Source organism: Pontibacter liquoris (assembly GCF_022758235.1).
Classification (GTDB): Bacteria; Bacteroidota; Bacteroidia; order Cytophagales; family Hymenobacteraceae; genus Pontibacter; species Pontibacter liquoris.
On the sequence record NZ_JALEBG010000002.1, the window covers coordinates 648825 to 664487 of the forward strand.

The following is a 15663-nucleotide window of genomic DNA, read 5'->3' on the forward strand; positions in this document are numbered from 1 at the left end:
TAACTGCCCGAAGGATGTGGAGGGGTACAGGCAAAAGTACTACCCATGCTATAAGGCATTATTTTGAAAAACGTCTGCGTATGGCACGTATGGCCATGTTTTCATATATTGGTAACAGAACGATAAAACTTTAAAAAATAATGTAAAAAAATTTGCAAAAGATCGCCGGCCCTCTCCTATTTTCGTGATTTCAGGTGCCGGTCACGTTGTATGCGGTAGCCTGCCGTGGCCTGCTGCTGCCTTCGCGGCGCCTGGCACGTATACGCAGTAGCTAAGTATAAACTATGGATTTCGGAAAGCTGCCAGACATCAGCCGTGTAGATTTTACGCTGCCCCCCGATCACCCCGATACGCTGCCGCTGCTGCAGCGCTCGGGCAGTTACCTGAAGCCCCGCGTGTATGTGGGGCTGCCTGTGTGGGTGAACAAAGCCTGGGTAGGCAGCTATTACCCGGCCCGGATGCCCGAAAAAGAATCGCTGTTGTGGTATGGCCGGCAGTTTAATACCATCGAGCTCAACAGTACGCATTATCATATTCCCAGCCCAACCACTATCGACCGCTGGCGCCAGGCGGTGCCGCAGGGCTTTACCTTTTGCCCTAAGTTTCCGCAGCTCATCAGCCACGAGGCTGCCCTGCGCAGCACGCAGGGGATAACGGCGGCCTTCTGCGAGGCTATCGCCGGGTTAGAAGACAAGCTGGGTGATGCACTTCTGCAGTTGCCGCCCTACTTTGTGCCGGGCCAGCTGCCCGACCTGGAAGCGTTCCTGCAGTTTGTACCCGAAAGTATACCCCTTACCGTAGAGTTGCGCCACCCGGACTGGTATGTAGACAATGTAGCCAGCCTGGCGCTGTTCGATGTACTGGAGAAGTATAAGGCCGGCACGGTGCTGACCGATGTGGCCGGACGACGCGATGTGCTGCACATGCGCCTGACCACGCCCTCGGCCATGATCCGCTTTGTCGGCAACGGCCTCCACCCTACTGATTACAGCCGCATTGATGCCTGGGTAGCGCGCCTAAAAGCATGGTTTGAAAACGGCTTGCAGCAGTTATACTTCTTTGTGCATGAGCCCGATAATACGGCCTCGCCTGAGCTGGCCACTTATCTGATCGACCAGCTCAATAAGGCCTGCGGCTTTGACCTGAAGCCTCCCCGAAAGCTGGTGCACCCGGTGCAGGGAGAGTTGTTTTAAAGGGGCAGAACGCGAAATCTTTCTTCATCGCTCCTAAAGCAGAAGCGACACGGCTATACTTGTGGAAGGTGTTTTCGGAGCCTACTTCTGTGCTTTAAAGGTATTGCTTTAACCATTCCTTCGCCGCTTTGTCGTCGGTAAAGCTTTTCATCGGAATAGGCGGCGATTTTAATTTGAAAAGGACATTCATGATGAGTTGCGAAAGCCCCGGTTTGGCAACCATCGCCATAGCCGTGTAAATGTGAGGCAGCTGTTCTGTCGAGAATCGGCGGGTTTCCTTGTCCGGAACAGGAGAGTTTTTGAGGTAGATGAGTAGCGGCACCGGTTTGTTACCCGTGATCTGTTTGACCAGGGCCACATTGCCTGAAATGTTTTCTACTGTCCGCCGGATGCTTTTGGAAAGGGAAACCAGCACGCCTTCATCGAACCAGTAGGTAGCAATTTCTCCTTCGTAGGTCTGTCTGTCGGTGGGAGCTGTCATGGGGCTGTCTATTAAGGAGCTATTAAACCGGATTACACCTTTAAAGCTATGAAATACAGGTATAGAAAAGAAGGCTTTCTGCTGCTGTGTTGCGGTGCTTTGTTTTACTCGGATATATAGTCACATACACCAGCCATCTCTCGTCTCACTCCCCCTGTATAAGCAGGTGTAACTTGACGCCTTTGGCTCCAGTGAAGTCTGAGGCTTCACATCATTTATAGGACACGCGTCAGAAGACTCGCGCCAGCGGGGTAAGTATAACCAGGCAAAGTATGGCCGGCAGCAAGTAGCGTCCTGCTATGCGGCGTGGCTTAGTACCTGGAAAGCCCGAGCACACATTACTTTTCATACAGCAGCGTGGCATACAACCCGATGCTCTTCACGTTGAGCAGTCCTGAGCGCACGATTTTCCAGGGGGTTTTATCTGATTCCCTGTAAAAGGTGATCTGCCCTTCGGGTTCCGTTGCAAAAGCGATGAGGGTGCTGCTGTTTAACCGGTTTGTTTCTGTTAGCCATTCAATTACCACGGCAAAGTCCTCCTTTAGCGTGATGTTGTATGGCGCCAGGTCCACTGATATCCAACCCGTATGATGTGGCGGCACGGTTATGAGCACGGGTTTCGGGAGCAGGTCGCGGTGCGGCAGATTGTCTTTAAGCGAATAGAGGTGTATGCCGAAGGCGGCTTTTTCACTGCCCGAACCGGCCAGCCCAAAGCTGACGCGCTGCACAAACGCTGGTCCGTTCTTTAAATAGATCTTGTTCCCGATCTCCTGCCCCGGCGTTACGGCCTTTAAGGTGTCTGACGGGCTGAATTCGTAATGAAAAGGCGAGCCTTCGTCTATGTGGTAGCCTGTTTTCTTTGTCTTCCATTTGCGGGCTTTTGCCTTTACTTCTACCTCGCTGAGCCTTTCGTGCTTTGGTACCAGCAAAAGCGTTAGGTTTGTAGCACCCATTTTCTCTTGCAACAATCCGGCTATACTTACGTCCTGCGGCATGTAACCAAGCGATGTAATCCGAATACTGCCCTGCAGGTGCTGTGGGTTTAGCGGCAAAGTAAACGCCCCTTTGCTGTTGGTTTGCGTGCTGGTTCTGTTGCTGCTTGCCGTTACGGCAGCATAAGGAACCGGCAGGCGCGTGGCCTTGTCCAGAACAACTCCGCTAACCGTTACCGCTTTAGGCACTGCTGCCAAAGAATCTGCAGCAGGTAGCGTTTGAAATGCTCGGGCGCCTGCCGGGCTGTAAAGGAGTAGTGCTGTCGCGCAATAACAGCACAACAGCATCTTCCTGCTTCTTCGCTTAAGAACCAAACCAAGTATGTGCGTCATCATCCGGTTGCTGTTACTAAAAAGAGTGGTGCCTTTAATCGGACCATTGCAAATGCTTTCATGCTCTTTCAGAATTTCGCAGGCCTGCAAAACGGAGGTAATCTATTAGCTTGAAATAAAGGCAAGATTACTGCCTCACAGTAACATAAGCCGAGAGCCTGCCACCTGCTGTTTGCCGCCACGCGCCCAAGCTAACATTACGGGCATATATGCTGCCGCCCAGTACAGCACCGTAAAAGAACAGGAACTTCTCTGTTTGCTGTTTATCGGGCAGGTACTCAAAGCCTATAAAGAAGTCGTCATCCACAAAAATGCCGTAGGGTTGCAGGTCTATTGTTACCCATCCTTTTGTTAAAGGTAGCCGTTGCACAATGCTTTTCTCGACGATGCGGGAGCCGGGTTGGCCACCGGCATTTTTATAAAAATTGATCCGGAAGGAGGCAGAGTCTGCTTTTGTGCTTTTGAGGTAAAGCGTTGTGGATAATAACTCTGCGCTTTTATCCTTAACGTCTATTAACAACGCTAATTCGGATATATCATCAGAGCTTTTGGTTTCTGCATTGCCAAACACAAAGGGCATTTTATAGGTTACCCCAAGTTTCCGGATTTTAGGCGCTTTGCTGAGTACCACGACTTCTTGCAGGGCAGTAGCTTTTTCTTTAAGTATGAATGAGTTTGATGTACTGGCTACGACAGCGCTAACGGGCACCGAAAGCTCCTGGTAGCCGATGGCAGAGAAGGTGATGGTGTCCTGCAAAAACTCCTCTCCAAGCTTCAGCATAAACTTTCCGTCAGCATCGGCTGCTGTGCCCACCCCTTTCTTTTTGATACCGATGTTTACAAAAGGGATTGCTTCTTTTGCTGTTTCGCTGGTTACCGTTCCCTGCACGATGGTGGCTTGGGCGTATACAAAGGAGATGGGTCCCAGCAGGGAAAGTATAAGCGCAGGTAGGGCTATAAGGGCTTTGAGCATAAGGCGGCATGTTATCAGGTCAGGGCTTTCGGAACCATGCCGGGGCGTGATGCCTGGGCACGATACTTTGAAGATACCTTTTCTAACAGGTGGGTTGCATGCCAGTGTTTTTATTCTGAGTAAAACAGGTTTGTGTAGATTTCACCGGCAAGTATGACGGCTAAAGTATAAGCAGGTGTAATTTGAAGCCTTTGGCTTCAGTGAAGGCGGAGACTTCACATAATTTTAAAGCACAAGTTTGAAAACTTGCGCCAGTAAAAACGCGCGTTACCGCAAATACAAAGTATAAGTACAAAAAAGAGGCTGTCCATTGCTGGCCAGCCTCCTCTCTTATCAAACAAAGTATAAGAAGTCTAATATCTAACGTCTAACATCTAAGAACTACAGCTTGAACGTGTCGTCGCTGAGGCCTTTGTTTACTTCAATGGTCTGCACTTCGGTTTTGATCTGCTGCGGGCCCATCGAGATTTCGACCAGGTAGGGGAATTTCACGCCGTTCACCTCTTTGTAGTTGCCGAAGTTTTTTGTCTGGGTGATCACCCCCTGTGGCGATTCAAGGCTGTTCACTTCTCTGAGCAGCAGGCCGGAGTCTTTGGCAAAATACTGCAGGGTTTTCTGGCCGTTAGGCATGGCTACTTCCACCACGTATACTTCTTTGCCCTCCACATTGTCCATGCCGGTTAGTTTGGACGTAATGCCCAGCTTGCCGTATTGCAGCACCGCGAACATGTTGGCGTCCAGTTTCTGCGCGGCCAGGTCGTCTTTGGTGATCTCTTTGTTGATGCCTTGCATCGGCGATTCTATTTTGCCTTTGTCGCCGTTAATGATCACGCGCTGCACCGGGCTGTTGTTCATCAGCACCTGCACGGCAAACTTATCGTTGCCCTTTTGCTGCTTGGTAAACACCAGCGCCATACCCTGTATGGTGGCGTTGCTGGTAACAGAAATGTCTTTCAGCTTCTCGATGTTGGCTTTGCCGCCCAGGGCTTTCACATAGTTGTCGAGCACCTGGTCTGCAGTAACACCAGCCGGAACACCCATGGCTGCGCGGTCTATTTTGTCGCCGGTGGGGCTGTAGTAGGCAATAGCGTGATCGTCCTTGTCGAAGGGAAGCAGCTTGCCGGCTACCTCGCCGGCATTGCCCACAGCCACCACATACATGGCATCCGGCGTGATGTACTTTTTAGCTACCTGCTGCACGTCCGTTGTGGTTACGGCATCCACTTTTTTGAGGTAGTTGGCATAGTAGTCTTCGGGCAGGTGGTAGCGGGCCGTGTTGATAGCGTAAACGGCTACGGTTGCCGGGTTCTCCAGGCCGCGCGCGAAACTGCCCGTCAGGTAGGCTTTGGCATTCTTCAGCTCTTTATCGCTCACCTGCTCGTTGCGGATCTTGGTGAGCTCGTTCATAAACTCCATGGCCGCGCTGTCGGTTACGGCGTTGCGCACGTTTGCAGAGGCATCAAAGCTGCCCAGGATCTTATCCGAAGAAATAGAAGAGTATGCGCCATAGGTATAACCGTGCGTTTCGCGCAGGTTCTTGAACAGGCGTGCGTCGCTGCTGCCACCCAGTATGTTGTTCATCAACTGCGAGGCCACGGCATCTTTGGCGCCGGGCTTCAGGTCAGCCGAATTGGTGAAGGTCAGCACCGTTTGCACCGCACTGGGCCTGTCCACCATCACCACCTGCGTTTGCTTGGGCTGCTGGGGCAGGTCATACTTTATCTCTTTCACATCGCCTTTCTTCCAGTTCTTAAACGCTTTTTTCAGAAGCTTCTTCACTTCCTTCGGCGTGGCGTCGCCCACCACGGCCAGGTAGCCGATGTTGGGCTTGTAGTAGCTGTTATAATAGTTCTGGATGTCTTCCAGCTTGATGTTGTCCACGGTTTGCTCGGTCATCAGCTCGCCGTAGGGATGGTTCTTGCCGAAAAGCAGCAGGTTGCTGGTGCGGCTGGCAATGGCATCGGGATTGTCTTTGGACTGCGCCAAACCGGACTGCAGCTGCTTTTTTACCTTATCCAGCTCTTCCTGCTTAAAGTCCGGGTGCAGCAGGGCATCGGCCGTCAGGTTCACCAGCGTGGGCAGGTGCTTTTTAAGAGCGGAGGCGCTGAAACCGGTGGACGTAAAGCTCAGGTCGGCGCCGATAAAGTCTACCTGCTCATCAAAGGCATCTTTGCTGCGGGTTTTGGTACCGGTGCGCATCATCTGGCCGGCGGCCTGCACGTACCCGGCTTTGTCGCCCTCCAGGATCGGGTCGCGGTCCAGCACCAGCTGCATCGAAACCACCGGTAGTTTGTGGTTTTCCACCACGTATACTTTCAGGCCGTTCTTCAGCGTAAAGCTTTCATATTTGCCCAGTTCAATTTTAGGGGCCGGGCCGGCCGGTGGTGGCGTGTTCAGCGATTGCGCCGGCGCCACGTATACCAGCGCTACAGCCAGAAATAAGGTGCTATATAGTTTCTTCATCATGATCGTTTTCTTTAAAAGGACACAAGTATCAAAGCACTGGATGCAAGACTTTTACTTACTAAGTGCGTCTGCTGTGTTCAATGCTTGATAGCTGCATCTGAAATCTTGTGTCTAACGTCTTATGTCTAAAATCTCTATTTCGGTTGGGCTGATTTGGGCAGGTAATGCAGCACCACGCGGTTGTCTTTGGTCAGGTACTGGTTGGCCACCCGCTTGATGTCGTCTTTGGTTACTTTCATGTAGCGCTGTAGCTCGGTGTTGATCAGGTTGGCATCGCCATAGTATACGTGGTAATCGGCCAGGCTTTCGGCGCGGCCCGCTACGGTGCTGTTCTGCTGCACAAAGTTGCTTTCTATCTGGTTGCGCAGTTTCTGGAACTCCCGGTCGCTGATGGGCTCTGTTTTCACGCGGTTGATCTCCTTGTCCATCGCCTGCTCCAGGGTGTCCACGTTCACGCCCATGTTAGCAATCGCAAAGGTCAGAAACAGGCCCGGGTCCTCGGTTGGGAACGGGATGGAAGAGGCGGCCACGGCTTTCTGCTGCTTATCTACCAGGGCTTTGGGCAGGCGCGCGCTCTCGCCACCCGAAAGCAGTGTGGTCAGCATCGACAAGGCATAATAATCTTCGGTGCCCTGCGCCGGAATATGGTAGGCCTGGATAACAGCCGGCAGCTGGATGTTGTCATACACCGTTTTGCGGCGCTCCTGGGTTTGCTTCGGTTCCACCACGGTTGGGCGAGGGATCGCTTTGGTGCCCTTCGGGATGCCGGCAAAGTACTTCTCTATCATTTGTTTGGTAGAGTCGATGTTGATGTCGCCGGCAATGGACAGGGTGGCGTTATTGGGCACGTAGAAGGTATGGTAGAAGTCGCGGAACTCAGCTATTTTGGCATTGTTCAGGTCCTCGAACGTACCGATAGGCATGTTGTGGTACGGGTGCTTGTCGAAAGCCAGTGCAAACACATTCTCGCCGATGGTACCGTAAGGCTGGTTATCGATGCGCTGGCGCTTCTCCTCCTGCACTACTTTGCGCTGTGTCTCCACGCCTGTTTCGTCTACTTTGGCGTGCTTCATGCGCTCAGCTTCCATCCACAACCCCAGGGCTACCTGGTTAGAGGGCAGCAGTTCATAATAATACGTGCGGTCAAAGGAAGTATTAGCATTCAGAGCGCCGCCGGCGTTCTCCACCATAGCCATGTACTGGCCGCGGGCAATGTTCTCGCTGCCCTCAAACATCAGGTGCTCAAAAAAGTGGGCAAAGCCGGTGCGGCCTTTCTCCTCGTTTTTAGAGCCTACATGGTACAGAACCGATACTGCCACATTGGGCGTGGTGTTGTCCTGGCTCAGGATCACGTGGAGCCCGTTGGGGAGGTCATACTCGGTAAATTCTATTTTGCTGCTTTTGGTTTGCGCCAGGGCCGTAAAGCTGGCCGCACATACCAGAAGGCCTGTTAAAAACTTGCGTTTCATGGGTTTGAGTGGTTAAGAAGAGAATGGGTGGTGTCGGGCTGCATCTTAACAGATGTGTCGTTATACCTTGTATAAAATTAATTCAAAAAGGGCAGTTTTGCCAATTCCGGGCAGGCCAGCAAGCGGTTATTCTGCTAACAAGGGGCGCATGCTGACTAAACCGCCTTTTTTGTAGATGAACAGCCCGTGTAAGAAACACCCATGCAGGGATAGCTGTTCCTGGAAAGGAAACAGCTGCCTTATACTTGTGGCAGCTGCTGGTTTATACTAGTGCTATTTTATACTTGCCTTAAGCGCCCTGCTAATACATGCGCGGCAGCTCTATGCCTTTTATTTTGCGGTACAGGTTAATGGCGGCCTGGTCGGTGAGCCCGGCTACAAAATCGGTGATGTGGATGATGCGCTCGTAATCCGTTGCTCCGTCGGGCAGTTTGATGAACTGCGGCGGAACAAGCGCGGCCAGCTTGCGGTGGTGCTTCGATTCGGGTTTAAAAACCGCTTTGATGCAGGCATCCAGCAAGCCGCCCAGCACTTCAAAACCCGCAGCCTCTATCTCCAGCACCGGGCGGTTCTGGTAAATAAGCCGAATCGACAGGTCTTTTATTTCATCCAGCACCGGCTTGCAGGCCAGTTCATTGATCAGCGGTTTGTCGTAGGTGCCGGCCAAAATGCCGGATTCGTGCTGCAGAAAGAGGGCGGTGGTTTCTTCGATCAGTTTGTTAATGATGCGGGCGCGCAGGTAGCCAATTTCTTCACGCCAGTCGAAGAACGTGAGGCTGGATTTGCGGCCCGGTGCATCGTTGAGGATCCGGCGGAAGAGGTCCATGCCTTGCTCCTGCGGAACCAGGCCCAGTTTCAGGCCATCTTCAAAATCGATAATACGGTAGCAAATATCGTCGGCGGCCTCTACCAGGAAAGCCAGTGGGTGGCGGTGATAAAATACCTCCCCTTCCGCTCCCTTTTTCAGTAGGCCCAGTTCCTGCGCAATGGTGTTGAACCAGGCTTTCTCTGTCTGCAGGAAGCCGTACTTCTTCTCGCTGGTATTTTTAGTACCGGCTATTTCCGGCAACGACTCTTTGGGGTATTTGGTAAAAGTGGCCAGCGTGGTATAAGTCAGGCTCAGGCCGCCGGTCATGCTGCAATGCGCCGGGTAAGTATAGGTGAGCACCCGGAAGCCTGCCGCGTTGCCTTCAAACCGCACCAGGTCGTTTAACTCGGCAGCGGTTAAAGCGGTTAAGTATGGTTGTGCCTCTTCGCTTTGGAAATAAGCCGAAATGGCATCTTCGCCGGAGTGGCCGAATGGCGGGTTGCCAATGTCGTGGGCCAGGCAGGCGGCGGCTACGATATCTCCGAAATCAGCTTCCTGAATCGTTTTTTCCTGTGCCAGTTCGGGATGGCGCTCCAGGATGCTTTTACCCACAATACGACCCAGCGAGCGGCCTACCACCGACGCCTCCAAACTATGCGTAAGCCGGTTGTGCACAAAGTCGCTCTCCGGCATTGGCATGACCTGTGTCTTGTTCTGCAGCCGCCGGAAAGCCGGCGAAAAGATAATCCGGTCGTAGTCGCGCTGAAACTCGCCCCGTACTGATTCGTCGGTGCTATACTTAGGATCGGTGGTTTCGAAGCGCTTTTTAGAGATCAGTTTGTCCCAGGTGGTAGTGGTGGTGGTTTGTGGCATAAGTGGTAAGTATGAGGGCGCTGCAGCGGCTGTTTAGTGGCTGGCCATAATGGCGCTAATGATCACGGCGCCTATCAAAAACACAGCTAAGGTGATACAATATATAAAACTTAGCGGAATCAGCTTAAACAGGGTGCGTTTGTTAGACTGCTTGTATACCCGCCGCAAAGCGAGGAAGGCATACCCGATCATGATCAAAAATACCCAGCCGGCCAGGTCCAGGGTCGGGAAAGCCATATCGGCCAGCAGCACGATCGTGAGCAGCAGGAAGTAAAACGTATGCAGGTGGATGGAGAACATGAGGTGCTCCACGTAGTTGTGGCGCTTCTTGTTGTAGAACAGGTATAGCAGGTATGCCACAAAGGGCATCAGCAGGAACATCATCAGCGAAATGTTCTTGAGCATCTTCTCCCGCACTTTTTCGCCGTTGTTTACAAAATCCTCTACTTTCTCTTTGATAAAAGTGGCCCGCGGATCTTTTATGGCGGTGGCTATAGCCAGCGAGTCCTGCGGAGTGGTGGCAACGCCCGGTGCCGCCAGCGCAGCGCTCACGTCTTTCTTGTCTTTGTTGTTCCCGATATTGATGACGTCATGATCCAGGGCCAATACAAAGAAGAAAACAAAGCTGATGAACACGTACAGCCGGAACGGCGGCACATAGGATACACGCTTGCCAATGTTGAACTTCTCGGTTAGATAACCTGGGCGGGTGATCAGGTATTGGAGCGTGCGGAACACCTTGGTGTCGAAATGAATCGTGCCTTCCAGAAACTCCCACAACAGGTGCTTTACCGGCACGTTCAGGTCGTGGTTTTCTTGGCCGCAGTTGGGGCAGTAGTTGTTTACCTCCTCAAAGGTGTACCCGCAGTTCGGGCATTGGGTATACTTGCGTCGTTTTTTTTCCATAGCGCCAGTCTTGCAAACAGTACGTTCGCTAGCCCAAATATAGCTTTCTAGCTATAACAATGCTAAAAATAGCAAGCTAAGATGACGCGGCAGCACAAAAGGGGTATTATATGCGCCTGCTTTTTAAAAACGATGTGTTTGGACGCGTTACCCAAGGCAGCAGGCAGGGAGCTTTGAGCAGAAAAACAAAGGCAGGTGAACCCACGGGACCACCTGCCTTTAGTATAAGTTGAAGCTGTAAGGAGTTAGAGTTTGATCAGTTTCCGTTCGCCCGTTCTGCCTCCGGCATCTTTCCATTTGATGATGTAGAGGCCGGCGGCCAGGTTTTTCAGGTCAAGTTTTACAGGCAAGTTGATATCCGTAAACCGCACATCAAAGTCGCGGACCACCTTGCCCGACGAAGTATAGAGCTGTATACTTACCTTGGTGCTGGACTGCACAATGTACTCCAGCATAACCTCGTTGCTTTCCGGGCCCACAGGATTGGGGTACACGCTGAGCTGGCGAATATCGGCCGGGTTGATGATCCGGAACCGTTCCGAGAAGCTCTCGGAGCCGTCGCTGTAAATTACCCGGATGCGGTAATAGCTAATGCGCGGGAGCGGCTCGGCGTCGGTAGCGGTATAATTAAGGTCGCCGGCGCTGGGCCCTTTTGCCGCGATCTGCCCCGACACATCCTCCCAGGTGCTGCCGTCGCCACTACGCTGAAGTATAAAAGAAGTAACCGACTTTTCATTCCGGGTAGCCCAGTCTGCCGTCACTTCTCCCTCCTGGAAAAAGACATCAAAGGTATAGATTTCGGGGGCTATGTTACATTCGGCGCCGCTGCTGGGCACCATGGGCTGCATGCCGCAGGGGTTGGCGGCTAGCGTTTTAGACATGACTAGGTTGGCGCCGGCTATGTCGGCGGCGCTCAGGTCGCGTACCTGCGCTGTTTCGGCAATGGCCCAGTGCATCACAGCGCGTGGCAAAATAACGTGGCCCAGCTGGTGAGCGTGGCCCAATTCGTGCAGCATAACTGTCTGAAAGTCGAACTGCCCGTTTTCCGGTCCGCCGGGGCCATACTGCCACGAAATGCTGTTGTTAATTTCCATGTCGAACTCGGCTACCCACCAGATCGTGTCGTTGCCGACCAGGCAGCCTTCGTAGCGGCTCAGCGTGCTGGCCAGCACCCCCTCGCCCACTACATCGTTGGAAACAAACCGAATAATGCTCATGTCGTCTTCATCAGTTTTTTCCACCGAGGTGGGCGCTCCTATTTTCCAGTTGATCTTTGAAGTGCATACCCAGGTGTTCATTGCCCTGCGGAAGCCTTCCTGGGCAGCATTGGAGTTTTGCATGCTCGGGGCAAACCGGATCGTATAGCCGCCTTCGCCGTCTTTGTCGGCCAGGGCCGGCTTAAAGGCTCGGCCGTTCACGTTGATGTTGGAGTAGGCAAAGTCCAACGTCAGCTTTACACTACCGGACGAGGTGGTCACGTCGCCGGCGGTGGTTACCCGAATCTCGCCGGAGCCCGCCGTGCCGCCATCGGCGCCTGCCGAAGGAATGCGCAGCTTTATCTCCGTGTTTGTCCACGAAATGTAGTCGCCGGCCAGGGGCGTTACAAAGGTTTTGCCGCCATCATCGGCGTTGCGGAACTCCACGGTGCCTTTGCCCCGGCTGCTGCCAAAGCCGCTGCCCCTGATGGTGAGCACCGTGTTGGTGCCGGCCGTGGCCACGGTGGGCGAAAAATCGGAGATGACAGGGGCCTGCGGTGCCAGCTGCCCGTTCTGGCCCTGTTGGGCGTTGCTTTGCTGTGTTTTGCGCAGCTGTTCGTTCTCTGTTATTGTGCGGTAAGCAGTGCCGGTGCGGGTGGTAATGGCTTTATACAGCGCCTGCACCGAGGGGTAAGCCGAGAAAACATCTGCCGCCGTATTCTGGGCGACGTTATACTTTACAAAGCCCTGCTGGTTGCCATAGGTGTGTGCCGTCAGGCCCAGGGTGGCAGCCGGCGTGCTGCGCAGGGCCTGTTCTTTTTTAAGAAAAAAGATGCCCTGCTCTCCTTTGCTTAGTTTCAGTGCCGACGAAGCCACGTGCACCTTCAGGCCGATGGCGCCTCCCTGCGTGATGATCTCCAGTTGCCGGGCCTGCACCTTTCCTTTAAACACTTTGTAGATGTTGATGACGTTCGAAGTATAGATGTTCTTCTGGCCGGCATCCCAGAAGGACTGCCGGGAGACAACTTCGCCTTCTACGATGATGTCGGATTGTTGCGCGCGTTCATCCAGCGAGAGGGGCACCAGTTGGGAGCCCTCGTTTGCAAAAGCCAGCGAGGAGAGGAATAACAGCAAAAAAGCCAGCAGCATCCGGGTCCTGGTACGTGCTGAGCCGGGCAGGTAAGCGTATAAAATAGTCATAGAAACTGGTGCAGATTTATCGATTCTCTGTGAATAACGCTGCTATCGGAATGCTTGTTGCCAGCGCCCCCTTACTTACGTTAAAAACCCAGTAAGCGGATATATAGTTTTACAAAGGTATTATAAAAACAAAACCCCGCCAGCCCTGGTGAGGCCGACGGGGTTTTGAGCGACGAATTGGGGATTAATTCTCGTTGTATTGCAGGTTAAACTTGCCTTTGGCATCCTGGTCAGGCTGCAGCAGCTTTTTATACTTGTCGTACACCTTGGCAGGTTGTTTTTTGCCATTCACATAAAAGCCGTCTTCATTCAGCTGGATGCTCAGGTTGCCGGTATCGTCCTTGATCAGGCCGTCTTTTACCAGCTCCTCTTTTACGGTTTGCATGCGGTCGGCGCGCTCGCGCGCAACCTCAGCATGTTGCCGCGCCATTTCCGCACGCTGCCTTGACAGGGCTACATGCTGCTGGGCAATTTCTACCCGCCGCTGGGAATTGGCCGCCTGTTGTTCTGCCTGGCGCGTAATGCGCTGCACATCCACATCTTTGTACAGGTTGCGCACTTCCGCCTCATAGGCTTTCAGTTCCTTTTCATACGCCTTCATGGCAGCATCGTGTTCTTTCTGCTCTTTCTTAGAGAGCTCCTTCCCCGCGTCCTGCCCTAATGCTGGCGGCATGGGTGGCATCGGCGGCATAGGTGGCATTGGGGGAGGCGGCGGCGCTATCTCAGGCATGGGCGGCACAGGCGGTACAGGGGGTAGCGGAGCCATGGCATCGCCATCAAAGCGGAAGTTATAGTTGTAGTTGAAATTCTCATTGCCACGACGGCGGACGTTTGCTGTGGCAGAACGGGCAATCTCTATACTTCTTTCCACTTCTTCTTTCCGGGCTTTGGGCGCATGGTCCACCGCCTGCAGGCGCTGGTTTATGAGATCATCAAACTTAGGGATGTCCTTTTTAGGAATACGCTTCCCGTTTACGTAGAGGTCTGTTACCTTTCCTTTCTTGTTTTTGATGATGATCACATCCTGCTGCCTGCCGGTTGGGCCCTGCACTTTGTACACGTAGGCGTTGGTTACTTCTTCGGCTGCGCTGTCCTTAACGGCTATTGTTGCTTCTTCGGCAGCTGGAGCAGGCGTAGCATCAAGGGACGTGATCACCTTTACGGGTTGCACCAGCAGCAATTCTTTTACCGCTGCCTGGGGTACTTTTGTGGTGGGGTTCAGCCCGGCCACAGCCCCGAAAGAGAGCCCCAGCAAACCGATAACGAGCACAATCGCGGCCAGAAAGCCTTCGGAGAAAGTAGGCCTGAGCGAGGGCTGCCCCACCAGGCGTTTGATGCGGCTCAGCAGGGAGCCTCTTTTGCCGGAGAACGCCAGGGCCAGGGCCGGCGCTGCCGGCAGGCGCATGGCCTCCAGCTCAGCCAGGGCGCGGGCGTACGTCATGGTGTCGCCGCACACGGCTACCGCCACATCATCGCAGCAGTTCTCGCGCTCGGCGCGCACCACATCCGAGATCCACCACATGGCCGGGTGGTAAAAGAAGAGCAGATCCACTACCGATTGCAGCAGGTTGAAGAGGTAATCCCGGCGCATAATGTGAGCCAGCTCGTGGGCAAGTATGGCTTCTACCTGCCCCGCCGACAGCCCCGTTACCGCTCCGATCGGCAGCAGAATAACCGGCTTTGCCAACCCGATGGCAACAGGCACCCGAACCAGCGCCGACTCTACCAGACGAACCTGCCGGGCCAGCCCGATACGCTGGCTAAGCGCCTGCAGTCTGTTTTGCCAGTCTGCAGAGAGCGGCCTTACTTTATAATGGCGCAGTCGCTGGGTATAAGCCATGCCGCCTATAAAGCGCACAGCCATCAGCAGCAAACCCAGCAGCCAGCAGGTTACCAGCAGCGGCAGGTGCCGGTCAAAGTATACCTGGGCCACGCCCAGCGGGTCCTGCCAGAAAGAAACAGCCGCTGCATCCGATGCTGCACCGCTAAGGCTTATACTTGCCGGGCTGCTGCCGGCTTCCAGGGTAACGGAAGTAGCCATGCGGCCATAATAGTAAGCAAAAGTACCGGCCGAGAGCAGCAGTTGTGCCAGCATGGCCCCGCCGGCCACCGCATAGCGCAGCTTGGAGGTATGATGGCGCAGCAACACCAGCAACAGCCCCAGGAATAGCGCCACAAAGGCCGTTTGCCACAACGAGTGCAGCAGTGTCCAGCCCAGGGCACGCACCAGGGCTTCAGGCAATATGTTCGGGATCAGGTTCATCGGTTACCTCCTTCCATTTTATTTAGTAAGTTTCGGATCTCGTTCAGTTCCTCGGGCGAGGTTTTGCTGTTGCCCAGCGCCTGCAGGACCAGCTTGGAAGCTGAGCCCCGGAAAGCTGCATCCAGAAAGCGATCCAGCAGGCGGCGCTGGGTGGCCTCCTCTTCCAGCAGCGGGCGGTATACATGGGAGCGGTTTGATTTGTCGGCATCCAGCATTTCTTTTTCTGCCATGATCTGCATCAGCTTTAAGGTAGTGGTGTAGCCCACTTCTTTTGTTTTGCTGAGCTCCTCGTGTACAAAGCGCACGGTGCTGGGGCCGTGCTGCCAGAGGACCTGCAGGATCTCGAGTTCCGACTCGGTGGGTTTGGCGTTTTTTTCTAAATCCATAGTGAAGAGATGATTAAGTGCGCGGTTAGTTGCATTACAAGTATATACGAATGATTTCGTAAAAGGAAATTTTATTTACGATTTATTTCGTACTTAGCTATAATGTTGCGTAAAATGCCCCGGA

At 53.4% G+C, this 15663-nt stretch carries 11 protein-coding genes; 1 reads left to right on the top strand and 10 read right to left on the bottom strand.

Annotated elements, in window-relative coordinates; translation table 11 throughout:
* Window positions 1-284: 284 nt before the first annotated feature.
* Entirely contained in the window at window positions 285-1193 is a 909-nt protein-coding gene (locus LWL52_RS16070) for a DUF72 domain-containing protein (RefSeq protein ID WP_242921713.1), read from the top strand.
* 94 nt (window positions 1194-1287) lie between these two features.
* Here the strand turns inward: LWL52_RS16070 and LWL52_RS16075 are convergent, their stop codons facing one another.
* The 10 genes from LWL52_RS16075 to LWL52_RS16120 all read right to left on the bottom strand — a co-directional run bounded on the left by LWL52_RS16075 (window position 1288) and on the right by LWL52_RS16120 (window position 15539).
* Window positions 1288-1674 carry a DUF7793 family protein gene (locus tag LWL52_RS16075; RefSeq protein ID WP_242921715.1) on the bottom strand — a complete coding sequence of 129 codons (387 nt, stop codon included), beginning with the start codon at window positions 1672-1674 and terminating at the stop codon, window positions 1288-1290.
* Window positions 1675-2012: 338 nt separating this feature from the next.
* Complete coding sequence (locus tag LWL52_RS16080; protein ID WP_242922225.1) at window positions 2013-2855, bottom strand: carboxypeptidase-like regulatory domain-containing protein; 843 nt, start codon at window positions 2853-2855, stop codon at window positions 2013-2015.
* A 271-nt stretch (window positions 2856-3126) separates the two neighbouring features.
* Window positions 3127-3972: a carboxypeptidase-like regulatory domain-containing protein gene (locus LWL52_RS16085; protein WP_242921717.1), complete on the bottom strand. Its 846-nt coding sequence runs from the start codon at window positions 3970-3972 to the stop codon at window positions 3127-3129.
* A gap of 381 nt (window positions 3973-4353) precedes the next feature.
* The gene (locus tag LWL52_RS16090; RefSeq protein ID WP_242921719.1) at window positions 4354-6438 is read right to left on the bottom strand and encodes an insulinase family protein; all 2085 of its coding nucleotides are present in this window, start codon (window positions 6436-6438) and stop codon (window positions 4354-4356) included.
* A gap of 134 nt (window positions 6439-6572) precedes the next feature.
* A complete protein-coding gene (locus LWL52_RS16095) occupies window positions 6573-7907 on the bottom strand; it encodes a M16 family metallopeptidase (RefSeq protein ID WP_242921721.1) in 1335 nt (444 codons plus the stop codon).
* A gap of 301 nt (window positions 7908-8208) precedes the next feature.
* Window positions 8209-9588 (bottom strand): dGTP triphosphohydrolase, encoded by a 1380-nt coding sequence (gene dgt, locus LWL52_RS16100; RefSeq protein WP_242921723.1) that lies wholly within the window; start codon window positions 9586-9588, stop codon window positions 8209-8211.
* Window positions 9589-9621: 33 nt separating this feature from the next.
* Entirely contained in the window at window positions 9622-10494 is an 873-nt protein-coding gene (locus LWL52_RS16105) for a DUF3667 domain-containing protein (protein ID WP_242921725.1), read from the bottom strand.
* A gap of 245 nt (window positions 10495-10739) precedes the next feature.
* Window positions 10740-12890 carry a T9SS type A sorting domain-containing protein gene (locus LWL52_RS16110; RefSeq protein ID WP_242921727.1) on the bottom strand — a complete coding sequence of 717 codons (2151 nt, stop codon included), beginning with the start codon at window positions 12888-12890 and terminating at the stop codon, window positions 10740-10742.
* A 184-nt stretch (window positions 12891-13074) separates the two neighbouring features.
* Entirely contained in the window at window positions 13075-15153 is a 2079-nt protein-coding gene (locus LWL52_RS16115) for a M56 family metallopeptidase (RefSeq protein ID WP_242921729.1), read from the bottom strand.
* Window positions 15150-15539 (bottom strand): BlaI/MecI/CopY family transcriptional regulator, encoded by a 390-nt coding sequence (locus tag LWL52_RS16120; protein WP_242921731.1) that lies wholly within the window; start codon window positions 15537-15539, stop codon window positions 15150-15152. The genes LWL52_RS16115 and LWL52_RS16120 overlap by 4 nt, the downstream gene beginning before the upstream one ends.
* Window positions 15540-15663 lie beyond the last annotated feature (124 nt).

What these genes read in the sequence shown, in the direction of transcription:
- LWL52_RS16105 (WP_242921725.1), bottom strand. Translation starts at nt 10,494, where the DNA reads ATGGAAAAAAAACGACGCAAGTATACCCAATGCCCGAACTGCGGGTAC.
- LWL52_RS16085 (WP_242921717.1), bottom strand. Translation starts at nt 3,972, where the DNA reads ATGCTCAAAGCCCTTATAGCCCTACCTGCGCTTATACTTTCCCTGCTG.
- LWL52_RS16095 (WP_242921721.1), bottom strand. Translation starts at nt 7,907, where the DNA reads ATGAAACGCAAGTTTTTAACAGGCCTTCTGGTATGTGCGGCCAGCTTT.
- dgt (WP_242921723.1), bottom strand. Translation starts at nt 9,588, where the DNA reads ATGCCACAAACCACCACCACTACCACCTGGGACAAACTGATCTCTAAA.
- LWL52_RS16090 (WP_242921719.1), bottom strand. Translation starts at nt 6,438, where the DNA reads ATGATGAAGAAACTATATAGCACCTTATTTCTGGCTGTAGCGCTGGTA.
- LWL52_RS16075 (WP_242921715.1), bottom strand. Translation starts at nt 1,674, where the DNA reads ATGACAGCTCCCACCGACAGACAGACCTACGAAGGAGAAATTGCTACC.
- LWL52_RS16120 (WP_242921731.1), bottom strand. Translation starts at nt 15,539, where the DNA reads ATGGATTTAGAAAAAAACGCCAAACCCACCGAGTCGGAACTCGAGATC.
- LWL52_RS16070 (WP_242921713.1), top strand. Translation starts at nt 285, where the DNA reads ATGGATTTCGGAAAGCTGCCAGACATCAGCCGTGTAGATTTTACGCTG.
- LWL52_RS16110 (WP_242921727.1), bottom strand. Translation starts at nt 12,890, where the DNA reads ATGACTATTTTATACGCTTACCTGCCCGGCTCAGCACGTACCAGGACC.
- LWL52_RS16115 (WP_242921729.1), bottom strand. Translation starts at nt 15,153, where the DNA reads ATGAACCTGATCCCGAACATATTGCCTGAAGCCCTGGTGCGTGCCCTG.